The following is a 12,346-nucleotide window of genomic DNA, read 5'->3' as shown; positions in this document are numbered from 1 at the left end:
CGTCAGTCATTGGCTTCTCCCTGCTGCCATTTGCGGCGCGCGAGGCCGAAGTAGCTGAACAATGTTGCGAACACCAGGAACGGGATCATCGAGACGGCGATCGCGGCACCCTCGCCGAGTTCGCCGCCGGCGATGCCGCGCTGGAACGCCAGTGTCGCGAGCAGATGGGTCGAGTTGACCGGGCCGCCGCGGGTGATGGCGTAGACCAGCTGGAAGTCGGTGAAGGTGAAGATGATCGAGAACGTCATCACGATCGCCAGGATCGGCATCATCATCGGGAAGGTGATGTAGCGGAAGCGCTGCCAGGAGGTGGCGCCGTCGAGCATCGCCGCCTCGTAGAGCGAGGGCGAGATGGTCTGCAGCCCCGCCAGCAGCGAGATCGCGACGAACGGGATGCCGCGCCAGATATTGGCGGCGATCAGCGAGAACCGCGCCGGCCAGGGCGAGCCGAGGAAGTCGACATTGCTGTCGCGCCAGTGCAGCACGTCGACCAGGAGATAGGAGATGATCGAGAACTGCGGATCGTAGATCCACCAGAATGCCAGCGCGGAGAGCACCGTCGGCACGATCCACGGCAGCAGCACGATGGCGCGGATCAGGCTCTTGAACGGGAAATGGTTGTTGAGCAGCAGCGCCAGCCAGAAGCCGAGCGCGAACTTTCCGAAAGTTGCGATCGCGGTGTAGAAGATCGAATAGAACACCGCGTTCCACCACAAGGGATCCTTGAGCAGATACTGGAAGTTCTCAAGTCCGATGTAGATGCCGCGCTGGCCGATCGTGGTGTCGGTGAAGGCGAGCCAGATGCCGAGGCCCAGCGGATAGGTGAGGAACACCAGCAGCAGGCCGATCGCGGGCGCAAGGCACATCACGATCAGGAACGGCTTGTAGTCGAACAGGCGCGCGAGCCAGCCCGGCTGGTGCAGCGCCGCGCCGCGTGAGGGGAGGGTGGTGACAGACATCAGGTTCTTGTCTCGGTCCGACTTCCAGGGGCATTCCGGGATGGTGCGTTAGCACCAGACCCGGAATCTCGAGATTCCGGATTCGACGCTACGCATCGCCCCGGAATGACAGCGGCTTGAGGTCGATCTTACCGGCCCTGCCGCCGGAAGTACCGCTTGGCGCGCTGTTCGGCTTCGGCGGCTGCGGCTTCGGGCGTTGCGGCATCGGTCGCGACCGAGGCGCACATCTGCACCAGCACATAGTCGGCGTTGACGGCGCCGGTCGCGGTCGAGATCGGCCCCTTGTAGCCGTTGTAGTAGGGGCTCCGCATCGTGTCCTTGAAGATCGCGACCTTGGGGTCGCTCGACCACACCGCGGCGTCGGCATAGGCCGCCAGCGGCTGCGACCAGTAGCCGGAGTTGGCGTTGAGCCACGGCTCGTACTGTTCGTGCTCGAGCATGAACTGCAGGAACGCCTTCGCGGCGTTGGGATACTTGCTGTGCTTGAACACCATTGCGTTCAAGGTCAGGCCGGACATCGGAGAGGTGGGAGCCAACCCCTTGATCAGGAACTGATGCGCGGTGTCGTCGGCGATCGCCTTGGTCGCGGGATCGTTCTTCAGCGAGAAATACAGCGAGACGCCGTTTGCGGTCAGGCCGATCTCCTGCGACGAGTAAGCGCGGTTGTTGGAGACGTCGTTCCAGGACGGGGTGCCGGCGATGAAGGTCGGATAGAGTTCCTTCAGATATTTCAGCGCCGCGATCGTCTCCTTGCTGTTGATGATGATGTTGCCTTCCTCATCGAGCAGCGCGGCGTTGTGCGACCACAACAGCCAGTTGGCGAAGCCGTTGCCGTCGCCGACCGCGTTGCCGAGTGCGAAGCCCGCGGGCTTGCCGGCCGCCTTCAGCTTCTTGCAGAGTTCGAGGAAGCCGGCGTGGTCCTCCGGCACCTTGTCGAAGCCGGCGGCGTTGACCAGCGACTTGCGGTAGACCAGCGGGCCGCCCGAGGCGCCGAACGGCAGGCCGACCCAGCTCTTCGACTTCGAGCGCATGCCGTACCGGCGCGCCAGCGTGAGCCATCCGCCATAGCGCTTGTCGAGATAGTCGGCGACATCGGTCAGCTCGATCAGCTTGTCGATATAGATGTGCGGTGCGTCGCCGAAGCCGATGATGATGTCGGGGCCGGCGCCGGAGTTCGAGGTCACGGCGGTCTGCTGGTTGATGTCCTCCCAGCCGACGAAGTCGACTTTGATCTCGACGCCGGTCTTGTCGGTGAATTTCTTGGCATTGGCGCGGAACACGTCCTCGTCGGCCTGAACGAAGCGCACCGGCCGCAGCATACGCAAGGTGGCGTCCTTTTCGATCGGCAGCGACGGCGCCGCCACGTCGGCTGCCTTCACCTTCGACGCCTCCTGCGCCGAAGCGCCGGTGACCGCCAGCGCCGCCGCGGAAGCCCCCAGCACCAGCGCGTCGCGACGCGTGATCTCGTACTTCATGTCGTTCGCACTCCCGTTCTTATTGTTTCGTTGTTGTTTTTCCTTCCCGGCGTTTGGCCGCCGGTGAAGGTCTCTTGGTCTCGGCGCCAGCCGCACAAAGGGCCCGCAAGAGACGGGCCCCGCACGAAAAACGCATTCCCGCCCTAGCTGTTCGGACCGCGATCCATGCTGACAGGCTGCCAGCGGCGCAACGCGGTGTTTTGCAGCACCGACGGGTTGACGCAGCTTACCGGCCACATGCCTTGCAGCACTAGTGACAATTCGTAGCCCACCCGGCGCTTGCGCGCCTCGTCAAAACGTGCCGACGCCGAGGCGACATGGGCGGTCAAGGTAACATTGTCCATCCCGAGCATCGGATTGTTGTGCGACGGCGGCTCCTTTTCCAGCACGTCGAGCGCGGCGTGGGCGATCCAGCCCTCCTGCAGCGCCTTGATCAGCGATTCCTCGTCGACCGTGGCGCCGCGGCCGGTGTTGATGAAGATCGCCGACTTTTTCATCTGGCGAAAATGCTTCTCGGTCAGCATGTGGTGCACTTCGGGCCGCGCCGGGGCGTGCATCGAGACGAAATCCGACTGCGACAGCACCTCCGACAGCGTCGAGGGGACCACGCCGTGGTCGTACATCAGGGTTTCCTGGATGAAGGGATCGTAGGCCACCATCCTGAGGCCGAACGGCGCGGCGCGCTTGGCGACAGCGCGGGCGACCCGGCCGAACGAGATGAAGCCGAGCGTCTGGCCCATCAGCCGCGGAATTTTCAAAAGCGCCGGGCGGCCCTCGGCCCAGCGGCCGGTGCGCACCATCTTGTCCTGCTCGATCAGGCGGCGGAAGCCGGCGAGCAGCAGCATCATGGCGTGATCGGCGACCTCCTCGATGAAGGTGTCGGGGATGTTGGTGACAGGAATGCCGCGGGCGGTCGCGGCCTTGACGTCGACCGAGTCGACGCCGACGCTGCCGAGCGTGATCACCTTGCAGTTCTCGAGCGCGTCGATGACCGCCTTGGTGATCGGCATGCCCTTGGCGTAGATCGCGTCCGCGGTGCGTGCCGCCGCGATGAATTCGGCCTCGTTGGCCGGCGCCTCGACGATCTCGGCGCCGATCGGATCGAGCGCCTCGCGCTCATAATCGTAGCCGCCGCCGGCGACCGTGAAGCTCGCGCCCTTCGGCGTGACCACCCTGAATTTCGACATTGTCTGCTCCCGATGTGAGTCTGCTGTTCTTGCTTCTTGCTGGTTTGCTTCTTGATCTTGATTCTTCTTGCTTCTTGGAGCGCGGCTGGGTCGCCGCCTTCCCATGCTTGTACGCGAGCCGCGCTGTTCTCTCCACAATTGCCGGTTGGTCCGCGGCCTGATTCTCCGGGCTTCTACGGGGAACCTCCGTAACCATCAGGTAAAGGGTCTCACATTACGGTGCGCGGAATCAATCCGCCAATCGCGTCGCGTTCCCCGCCTCTTCTGGAGACCCCCGTGAAGCTGTCAAATCTGAAGATCACCCCCAAGCTCGGCATTCTGGTGGGGGTGACCCTCCTTGGCCTGTGCACGGCCGGCATCCTCGCCGGTCACCTGATGCAGCGGGAGATGATGAATGCGCGCATCGACCAAGCCAAGGCCATCGTCGAGATGGCGAAGAACATGGCGGCGGGCCTGAAGAAGGATGTCGACGCCGGCAAGCTGACCAAGGAAGCGGCACTGGCCGAGTTCGGCAAGCGCGCCAACACCCTGACCTACGACAACGGCGCCGGCTATCTGTTCGGCACCGACTACAGCGGCATCACGGTGCTGGCGCCCGATCCGAAGCAGGTCGGAACCAATCGCATGGACATCGTGACCAATGGTCGCAAGCTCTCGCAGGAACTGATGGACGGCGTGAAGGCCAAGGGCGAGATCCTGCTGTTCTATGATTATGTGAAGCCCGGCCAGGAGACGCCGATCCGCAAGCTCGGCTACGCCGTCGCGGTCCCCGGCTTCGATATGTATCTCGGCACCGGCGCCTATCTCGACGATATCGATGCCAAGATGCGGCCGATTGCCTGGCTGCTCGGCCTCGCGATCCTCGGCATCGGCATCGTTTCCGGCTCGGTCGCCTGGCTGATCGGCCGCAGCATCTCCCGTCCGCTCAACCTGCTCGGCGCCCGCATGCGCGACATCGCCGACGGCAAGCTCGACGGTGACATCCCCGGCGTCGGCCGCGGTGACGAGGTCGGCGGAATGGCGGCCACGGTTCAGGTCTTCAAGGACAACGCGGTTCGCATCCGCGGCCTGGAACAGGCCGAGGCCGAGACCAAAGCACGCGCGGAGGCCGAGCGCCGTGGTGCGATGGAGAATATCGCCAACGATTTCGAGCGCAGCGTGAACGGCATCGTCCGCACGGTGGCCTCCGCCGCCGCCGGCATGCAGACCACGGCGCAGTCGATGACCGCGACCGCAAGCGACGCCAGCGCGCGGGCCGCGACCGTCGGCGCTGCGTCCGACAGCGCCTCCAACAATGTCGGCACCGTCGCCGCTGCCGCCGAGGAGCTCTCCAGCTCGGTTGCGGAGATCTCCCGCCAGGTGGCGCGCTCCAGCGAGGTCGCGAGCCAGGCGGTGGCCGATGCCGAGCGCACCAACGCGACCGTGCAGGCGCTCTCCACCGGCGCCGAGAAGATCGGCGAGGTGGTCAAGCTGATTCACTCGATCGCGGCTCAAACCAACCTGCTCGCGCTCAACGCCACCATCGAGGCGGCGCGCGCCGGCGAATCCGGCCGCGGTTTCGCGGTGGTCGCCTCCGAAGTGAAGGCGCTGGCCAACCAGACCGCGAAGGCGACCGAGGAGATCTCGGCGCAGGTCGCCGCGATGCAGGCGTCCACCGGCGAGGCGGTGACCTCGATCGGCGGCATCACAGCGACGATCGCGCAGATGAGCGAGATCACCGCCTCGATCTCGACCGCGATCGACCAGCAGGGCGATGCGACGCGCGAGATCGCGCGCAACATCCAGCAGGTCGCGGCCGGCTCGAGCGAGATTTCCGCCCATATCGGCGGCGTCACGTCAGCGGCCGCCGCCACCGGCACGGCGGCCGGCGACGTGCTGTCGAATGCCCGCGAGCTCGACACGCAATCGGGCATGCTGCGCAACGCGGTCGATGAGTTCCTGCAGAAGGTGCGCGCGGCGTAAGGTTTGTAGGCCTGCCCCATACGTCATTGCGAGGAGCGTAGCGACGAAGCAATCCATCTTTCCGTGCATGCGGATCGATGGATTGCTTCGCTTCGCTCGCAATGACCGGGGCCTACTGCTTCTCGATTCCGGCGTCGGCGATCAGCTTTTCCCACAGCACGAGCTGCTCCTTAAGGAATGCCTCGAACTCCTCGGGCGTGCCGGAGAATGCCTCCATGCCGCGCTCGGCGAGCTGGCTCTTGATATCCGGCCGCTCGATGATCTTGCGGATCTCCGCATTCAGCCTGACCACGACGTCCCTCGGCATGTTGGCGGGGCCGAGATAGCCCTGCCAGGAGGTGATATCGAAGCCCTTGACGGTGTCGTCCATCGTCGGCAGGTCCGGCAGCAGCGCCGACTTCCGCTTGGTGGTGACGGCGAGCGGCTTCAGCACCTTGGCGTTGACGTGCGGCAGCCCGGTCGGCACGTCGATGAACATCATCGAGATGCGGCCGGCGATGACGTCGGTCAGTGCCGGCGGTGAGCTCTTGTAGGGCACATGCAGAAGGTCGATGCCGGCGAGGCGCGCGAAGGTCGCGCCGGAGACGCTCGCCGATGACGAGCCACTGGCGTAGCTGTACTTGCCCGGCTCCTTCTTGGCGAGCGCGATCAGCTCGGCGACCGAGTTCGCCGGGATGTCCGGATGGATCACCAGCATGAAGGGCAGGTCGCCGGTGCGCGCGATCGGCGTGAAATCCTTGATCGGATCGTAGTTCATGGTCTTGAGCAGATACGGATTGGCCGAGTGCGTCGTGTTCGTGGTGACGAACAGCGTGTAGCCGTCGGGGGCGGAGCGGGCGACATAGTTCGCCGCGATCGAGCCGTTGGCGCCGGCCCGGTTGTCGATCACCATGCCGACGCCGAGCGCAACGCCGAGCTCCTTGGAGATCAGCCGCGTCGTGGTGTCGGTGCCGCTGCCGGCGGCAAACGGCAGCACCAGCGTGATGTTGCGGGTGGGATAGGTCTGGGCAAGTGCCGCCCCGGATATCGCCGCAAGCGCGGCGGCGGCTGCGACCGCGAGGCAGCAGTATCGTCTCAATCCCATCACCATGTCGTCGTCCCCCCGCGCAGGCCCTGAACAGGCCCATTGCGGCCGAAGCTAACCCGGCCGCCATGGCCGCGGAAGCCGTGCCGGGAGCAGCCTTTCGCCGCATGGCCACTCCCGGGTCTCGCAGGGGCGCGCTGCCAAAAATATCGAAAACAACCCCATGCAAAGGAGCCGGTGGCGGCCGGCGCTCGACCAGGCAGCTTGACACGTCGGGCAAATCAGTGTCATATTTCTAATATTCCGAAAGTCAGCCGTGAGTGCGTTACGATCCCGCCGGAAAGACCTGCGCGACGTGAAACGCCTTGGTGGTGATGAGCCACCGGCCGTCGATCCGATGAAACACCAGATGGTCGATGAAGCCGGTTTGGCCGGCCCTGACGCGCACCTTGGCGATGGCCAGGTCGGACGCGGTCTGGTCGATGCTGATGATGGCCTCCTCGCGTGGTGATTTCATCGACGCCGGCGAGGGACGGCTGCGGATGAAGTCGCGGAATTCTGAGGCCGACCGCACCGTGTGCTTGCCGTCCCGGATGCCGTGCACGATGCAGGCATCGGCGAAGACGTCGCAGAACCGGCTATCGTCGACGTCATACATCAGGTTGAAATATCCATCGATCGCGGATGCGATGGCCTGGATGTCGCTCATTGCAAAATCTCCCTGGCGGATGATGTGGCGGTGGCCGCACCGGATCGAACCGGTGATCTGCGCCGACAGTGGCCGATATGGTGGCGGAGTGCTACGACTGGGCAGTCATCTCTTGGATGACTGAAAGGCATCGGCATGGACGAAGTTGACGGTCGGCTGGTTGGCGGCCTGGTGGTCCTCGCGGCGCTGGCGGATGCGCGCAGTTTTGGCCGGGCCGCCGAACGGCTCGGCATGACGCAATCCGGGGTCAGCAAGGCGATCGCCAAGCTCGAGGCGCGCCTCGATGCCAGGCTGGTTCACCGCACGAGCCGCGCCGTCGAGCTCACCGAGGAAGGACGCGCGCTGTGCGAGCGGGTTGCTGCGCATCTGGCCGGGATCGGCGAAGCGGCGGCGGAGACCTCGAAATCGCGCGATGCGGTCCGCGGCAGGTTGCGGGTCAATGTCGACCCGCTGTTCTCCCGCATGGTGCTGTCGCCGAAGCTGAGCGAGTTCCTGCTGCAGAATCCAGGCATGGAGCTGCGTATCGAGACCCGCGACCGGATCGCGGATCTGGTCAGCGACGGTTTTGATCTGGCGGTGCGTTTCGGCGAGCCGGTGCCGTCGGCGCTGATTGCGCGCCGCGTGCTCGATGCGCGCGTGCTCACCGTGGCCTCGCCGATCTATCTCGAACGACACGGCCGGCCGCTTGATCCGCGGGAGCTGGCAAGCCGCGACCATCAGTGCATCCATGCAATCGATGCGGCGACCGGGCGTCCCTTCGATTGGGAGTTTCGGCGCGGCAACGAGGTCGTGCCGGTCGCGGTCAACGGGCGGCTCACCGTAACCGATTCAGGAACCAAGCTCGGCGCTTGCCTGGCCGGCTTCGGCATCGCGCAGGTGATCGATCTCGGCCTCGACGATCACCTGAGGAGCGGCGCGCTGATCGAGCTGTTTCCGGACTGGCCCGACGAGTGTTTTCCGCTCTACGTCTATTACGCCTCGCGTAACCACGTGCCGGCGAAGGTGAGGCGGTTTATCGACTTCATCACGGACACGCTGGCGGCAAAGCCATATTCGCCACGCAAATCCGCCGGCTTGCGCAAGGTAGGCTAGTCTAGGGATTCGCCGATGTCTTGGCGGATCCTTGTCGCGAGGCGATGATGACGCCGGCGAGCACCAGCGCGTAGCCGATCAGATGGAACGGCGCGAGGCTCTCGCCGAGCAGCAGGATCGCCATCGCCGAGCCGAACACCGGCACCAGATGGAAGAACGGCGCGGCGCGGTTCGGGCCGATCAGCGCGACGCCGCGGTTGAAGAACAGATAGGCGAGCGTGGACGGGAAGATCAGCACATAGGCGAGCGTTGCGCCGGTCAGCAAGTCGAACTTCAGCGTCACGCCGTTGGCGAACTCCCAGGCCGCCACCGGCAGCAGCATCAGCGCGCCGCAGCAAGTGGTGAACGAGATCAGCGAGAGCTGGTGGATCTTCGGCCGCCGCGGGATCAGCGCCGAATAGAGCCCGAACGACACCAGCGAGGCGCCGAACATGATGTCGCCGCGGTTGAAGCTGATGCCGGCGAGCGCGGAGAAGTCGCCGCGCAGGATGATGGTCAGCACGCCGGCCAGCGAGATCGCGATGCCGGCCAGCTGCGCCGGCGTCAGCCGCACGCCGAACAGGATCAGCGACCACAGCGCCACGAACAGCGGCCCCGCCGACTGGATCAGCAGCGCGTTGAGCGCTTCAGTATACTGCATCGCCCAGTAGGAGATCGCGTTGTTGAAGGCGAAGCCGACCGCGGACAGCAGCAGCATCAGCGGCAGGGCGCTGCGCAGCTTCGGCCAGTCCTGCTTCAGATGCGGCCAGGCGAACGGCAACAGGATCAGGAAGACGCCGAACCAGCGGATCGTGGTCAGCGTGACCGGCGGCACATGGCTGCCGACATGGCGCGCCAGCACGATGTTGGCGGCCCAGAACAGCGACGTCAGGCTGAGCAGCAGATAGGGCTGGTTATTGAGCCAGTTGAGCGGCGAGCGGCGTGGCGTTGTGGCAGATGCGGGCAAAGCGGTCATTATCGGGCGGATGTTGTGCCCGAATCCGGCGCCGCGACAAGACGAAAGAGCGGATTGGAGCCATGCGCGGGGGCTCAATCTGACACGGAAGCCACACTGCCGCGGAATAACAGAACCCGTCATCCTGAGAGACCGTGAATGAATGCCTCTCGATGACGCAACATACTCGATGTCGTCCCGGCGAAAGCCGGGACGACGAGCGGAGAGGACGAGCGGAGAGATTGCGCTGCATCCCCGCCTATTTCTGCGGCCCCGACAGCGAGATGTCGCGCTCGGCGCGAAACACGTTGCTGTAGAGATTGGCGATCCATTGCCGTCCGCTCGAGGTGATGTTGAGGTGGCGGATCGCCTTCTGCACATGCGGCGCGACGCTGTCCCAGTAGAAGCGCGGATAGCGTTCGACGAGATCGGCCGGCGAATCGTAGCCGAGCTGGTGGTTCAGTCCGGCCTCCTCGAATTCGATGTACAGCGCGTTGGCCTTGCGGATGTAGTGGGGATCGCCGAGCTGGCCGATCAAATCGGCGGCCCGCAGCAGGGTGGCCTCTTCGCCGAAATCCTCGTCGTCATCAGGGGCGCTCAGCGGAAAGCGGGTGCCTTCGATGGCACGCACGATGCGCTCCTTGTCGAGCAGGGTGACGCCCTTGAGCCGCTCCATCACGAAGATCTTGGAGCGGTCGACGTGGTAGGACATCAGTGCGGCATCCGACGACCCGCGTGGCAGGATGATCTTGCGACCGACGGCATCGACCAGATAGCCGGCCTGGCCGTCGGCCTCGAACAGCCCGCGCACATAGCCGATGTCATGGGTGAGGCAGGCGATGATGACATGGGCATAATCCTCGGCGCTCATGTGCGAGTGCAGCGCGCGGCCGCGCAGGATGTCGTGGCCGGCCAGCGTCACCAGCATGGTGTGCTCGACATTGTGATAGAGCGCGTCGCTGTTGCCGATGCATTCGAGCGCGATCCGGGCGATCGAGGGCACCATTTCCACCAGCTGGGTCTGCGAAGAGCCGAACCGGCGCTGCATGTACTCGCCGAGGAACTTGCCGAGCGCGTCGGCCGCTAGTTCTGGAAGGGTCATCACGGCCTTGACCTCCGAGAGCTGGCCTGAGCTTACGGCCCGGCGGTATTTCAGGCTAGTCCTGCGATGTGACATAATCGTTGCGGCTAGACCGATGTGGCGGGAGTGACGGGCTTTGGGCGGGAGCGGGTGATGGGTGTCGATCTCTTGAACGTCAAAGGCCTGAACGAGCTGGACCGCGAGGCGCCGGTCGTGATGGTCAATCTGATGCGGTTTCGGGCGCGGTCGCTCGACGGCGACGGCTCGGGCTGGGATGCCTATTTGCGCTACAGCGCGCTCACCGTCCCGATGATCAAGGCGCGCGGCGGCACGCTGCTGTGGACCGGCAGCGCCGAGACGGTCGCGCTGGGCGAGCCGGCCGGCCAGCGCTGGGATTATCTCGCGCTGGTCTACTACCCGAGCGTCGCCGCCTTCATCGACATGATGACTTCAGCCGACTACGAAGATCGCTGCGACCCGCATCGCCGCAACGGCTGCGAGGAGCACGTCATCATCGCGACGCGCGAGGCCTACAGCAAGTTCAAGGTGGGGTAGCCGACGAACCCGGCTCCCATCCCGTCATTGCGAGCGTAGCGAAGCAATCCATTTCACCGCGTAGTGGAGCGATGGATTGCTTCGTCGCTAACGCTCCTCGCAATGACGGTTGATGGACAGTGACCCTCAGGATGGGTTTGCGAGCGGCTGCAGCGCCGCGTGGCAGGCGCTCTGCACGACACGGCAGACATCATCGCTCGACCGCCCCGCGCTCAGCGACGCGAAGGTCGGATAGCTTGTCAGCGCGAAGATCAGGTCCACCGCGTCCTTGCGCGCTTGCTGTGACGCGCCCTTGCCCGCGACGCGGTCGATCAATGCGGTGACGCCGCGGCGGCGGCGCTCGTTGCGCTCGCGCACGGCCTCGGCGAATTCGGGATCGGTCGCCATCGCGTCGTGCAGCCGGCCGACCGCGGAATCCCGGCTCCAGAATCCGCAGAAGATCTCCACCATCCGGTCGAGCGCGGCGCGCGGATCGGCCATTGTCATGGCGTCGGCGAGCTGGTGCAGCCCGCCATGGCGCGCGATCTCGTCGAACACCGCCTCGAGCAGCCCGCGCCGCGAGCCGAACTGGTTGTAGACGGTCAGCCGGGTCACGCCGGCCGCCTTGGCCACCGTATCCAGCGAGAAGCGCGCGATGCTCTCGTCGCGCAATGTGCGCGAGGCGGCCTCGATCACGCGCTCGCGGGTCTCGGCGGCGGCAGCGCTGCGCGCCGGGCTCACATAGCTGCGCGGCGGCATCGGTTTGCCTTGCTTTCGTCAGATTGACTATACATTATGTATATCTAATTTCCAATGCCCATCCGGAGCGACATCATGCAGACCGCCCTCATCATAGCGCTGTCCCTTCACGTCCTGTCATCGGTGTTTTGGGCCGGCTCGAGCTTCACCTTGGCGCGCACCGGCGGCCTCGGCGGCGAAAAGCTGCTGTTTCCGCAAATCGGCGCCGCGACGGTCGCGATCGTGACCGGCGCCACGCTCTGGCGCCTGGTCCATGAAGGCTCGTTCGGGCTGTCGGAGCAGATCCTGGCCGGTGGCGCGATCGCAGCACTGGCTGCAATCGCCGTGCAGATCATCGTCGGCGGCGGCGCGGTCCGGCAGCTGCGCAGCAGCGTGGACGATACGTCAGCCGCACGCTCGCGGCTGGCGGTTGCCCAGCGCATCGCCGCGGGGCTGCTCGCGATCACCGCGCTGTGCATGGGCGCGGCGCGCTATGCGTGAGCCTGAAGTCTTTCCCGTTCCGATAGAATCGCAACGGGGCTCTAATCTTACTGTGTCATAAGTGGATCGGCGGGTCGCGCCCTTTGATGAGCCGGATGCAGCAAGGACACCTTTGCATGCGGCCGAGGAGCGCGACGCTCAAGCGGCGTC

12 protein-coding genes are annotated in these 12,346 nt (G+C 65.1%); 4 read left to right on the top strand and 8 right to left on the bottom strand.

The annotated features are described in order from the left end of the window. Positions 1-2: 2 nt before the first annotated feature. The 3 genes from ACZBJS_RS33795 to ACZBJS_RS33785 all read right to left on the bottom strand — a co-directional run bounded on the left by ACZBJS_RS33795 (position 3) and on the right by ACZBJS_RS33785 (position 3,621). Positions 3-959, bottom strand: coding sequence for a carbohydrate ABC transporter permease (locus tag ACZBJS_RS33795; RefSeq protein ID WP_026193343.1), 957 nt, complete (start codon positions 957-959; stop codon positions 3-5). A gap of 128 nt (positions 960-1,087) precedes the next feature. After that, positions 1,088-2,434, bottom strand: coding sequence for an ABC transporter substrate-binding protein (locus ACZBJS_RS33790; protein WP_069276553.1), 1,347 nt, complete (start codon positions 2,432-2,434; stop codon positions 1,088-1,090). 143 nt (positions 2,435-2,577) lie between these two features. After that, positions 2,578-3,621 (bottom strand): C-terminal binding protein, encoded by a 1,044-nt coding sequence (locus tag ACZBJS_RS33785; RefSeq protein ID WP_316398971.1) that lies wholly within the window; start codon positions 3,619-3,621, stop codon positions 2,578-2,580. A 276-nt stretch (positions 3,622-3,897) separates the two neighbouring features. Here ACZBJS_RS33785 and ACZBJS_RS33780 point away from each other — a divergent pair, with 276 nt between their 5' ends. Beyond that, on the top strand, positions 3,898-5,583 hold the full coding sequence (locus ACZBJS_RS33780) for a methyl-accepting chemotaxis protein (protein ID WP_057015598.1): 1,686 nt from the start codon (positions 3,898-3,900) through the stop codon (positions 5,581-5,583). Between the two features lie 112 nt (positions 5,584-5,695). Here the strand turns inward: ACZBJS_RS33780 and ACZBJS_RS33775 are convergent, their stop codons facing one another. Together ACZBJS_RS33775 and ACZBJS_RS33770 are read right to left on the bottom strand one after the other, a co-directional pair. Then, positions 5,696-6,667, bottom strand: coding sequence for a Bug family tripartite tricarboxylate transporter substrate binding protein (locus ACZBJS_RS33775; protein WP_316398972.1), 972 nt, complete (start codon positions 6,665-6,667; stop codon positions 5,696-5,698). 265 nt (positions 6,668-6,932) lie between these two features. Further along, positions 6,933-7,316: a nuclear transport factor 2 family protein gene (locus ACZBJS_RS33770; RefSeq protein ID WP_229192587.1), complete on the bottom strand. Its 384-nt coding sequence runs from the start codon at positions 7,314-7,316 to the stop codon at positions 6,933-6,935. A gap of 135 nt (positions 7,317-7,451) precedes the next feature. Between ACZBJS_RS33770 and ACZBJS_RS33765 the strand changes: the two genes are divergently transcribed. Beyond that, entirely contained in the window at positions 7,452-8,408 is a 957-nt protein-coding gene (locus ACZBJS_RS33765; protein ID WP_316398973.1) for a LysR family transcriptional regulator, read from the top strand. Position 8,409: 1 nt separating this feature from the next. Here ACZBJS_RS33765 and ACZBJS_RS33760 read toward each other — a convergent pair whose 3' ends face one another. Next, positions 8,410-9,363, bottom strand: a complete 954-nt coding sequence (locus ACZBJS_RS33760; RefSeq protein WP_316398974.1) for a DMT family transporter — start codon at positions 9,361-9,363, stop codon at positions 8,410-8,412. 238 nt (positions 9,364-9,601) lie between these two features. Continuing rightward, positions 9,602-10,447 carry a metal-dependent phosphohydrolase gene (locus tag ACZBJS_RS33755; protein ID WP_316398975.1) on the bottom strand — a complete coding sequence of 282 codons (846 nt, stop codon included), beginning with the start codon at positions 10,445-10,447 and terminating at the stop codon, positions 9,602-9,604. Positions 10,448-10,576: 129 nt separating this feature from the next. Here ACZBJS_RS33755 and ACZBJS_RS33750 point away from each other — a divergent pair, with 129 nt between their 5' ends. After that, on the top strand, positions 10,577-10,978 hold the full coding sequence (locus ACZBJS_RS33750) for a DUF1330 domain-containing protein (protein WP_028333485.1): 402 nt from the start codon (positions 10,577-10,579) through the stop codon (positions 10,976-10,978). A 126-nt stretch (positions 10,979-11,104) separates the two neighbouring features. Here the strand turns inward: ACZBJS_RS33750 and ACZBJS_RS33745 are convergent, their stop codons facing one another. Further along, complete coding sequence (locus tag ACZBJS_RS33745) at positions 11,105-11,716, bottom strand: TetR/AcrR family transcriptional regulator (protein ID WP_316398976.1); 612 nt, start codon at positions 11,714-11,716, stop codon at positions 11,105-11,107. Positions 11,717-11,791: 75 nt separating this feature from the next. Between ACZBJS_RS33745 and ACZBJS_RS33740 the strand changes: the two genes are divergently transcribed. Next, a complete protein-coding gene (locus ACZBJS_RS33740; protein WP_168857559.1) occupies positions 11,792-12,196 on the top strand; it encodes a hypothetical protein in 405 nt (134 codons plus the stop codon). Positions 12,197-12,346: the final 150 nt, after the last annotated feature.

This window comes from Bradyrhizobium sp. KZN70725, from assembly GCF_055264925.1.
The sequence above is the reverse complement of the archived record's forward strand: the minus strand, read 5'-3'. Positions and strand labels throughout refer to the sequence as shown.

Excerpts from the sequence above, each read along its gene's own strand:
- ACZBJS_RS33795 (WP_026193343.1), bottom strand. The coding sequence starts at position 959 with ATGTCTGTCACCACCCTCCCCTCACGCGGCGCGGCGCTGCACCAGCCG.
- ACZBJS_RS33790 (WP_069276553.1), bottom strand. The coding sequence starts at position 2,434 with ATGAAGTACGAGATCACGCGTCGCGACGCGCTGGTGCTGGGGGCTTCC.
- ACZBJS_RS33785 (WP_316398971.1), bottom strand. The coding sequence starts at position 3,621 with ATGTCGAAATTCAGGGTGGTCACGCCGAAGGGCGCGAGCTTCACGGTC.
- ACZBJS_RS33775 (WP_316398972.1), bottom strand. The coding sequence starts at position 6,667 with ATGGGATTGAGACGATACTGCTGCCTCGCGGTCGCAGCCGCCGCCGCG.
- ACZBJS_RS33770 (WP_229192587.1), bottom strand. The coding sequence starts at position 7,316 with ATGAGCGACATCCAGGCCATCGCATCCGCGATCGATGGATATTTCAAC.
- ACZBJS_RS33765 (WP_316398973.1), top strand. The coding sequence starts at position 7,452 with ATGGACGAAGTTGACGGTCGGCTGGTTGGCGGCCTGGTGGTCCTCGCG.
- ACZBJS_RS33760 (WP_316398974.1), bottom strand. The coding sequence starts at position 9,363 with ATGACCGCTTTGCCCGCATCTGCCACAACGCCACGCCGCTCGCCGCTC.
- ACZBJS_RS33750 (WP_028333485.1), top strand. The coding sequence starts at position 10,577 with ATGGGTGTCGATCTCTTGAACGTCAAAGGCCTGAACGAGCTGGACCGC.
- ACZBJS_RS33745 (WP_316398976.1), bottom strand. The coding sequence starts at position 11,716 with ATGCCGCCGCGCAGCTATGTGAGCCCGGCGCGCAGCGCTGCCGCCGCC.
- ACZBJS_RS33740 (WP_168857559.1), top strand. The coding sequence starts at position 11,792 with ATGCAGACCGCCCTCATCATAGCGCTGTCCCTTCACGTCCTGTCATCG.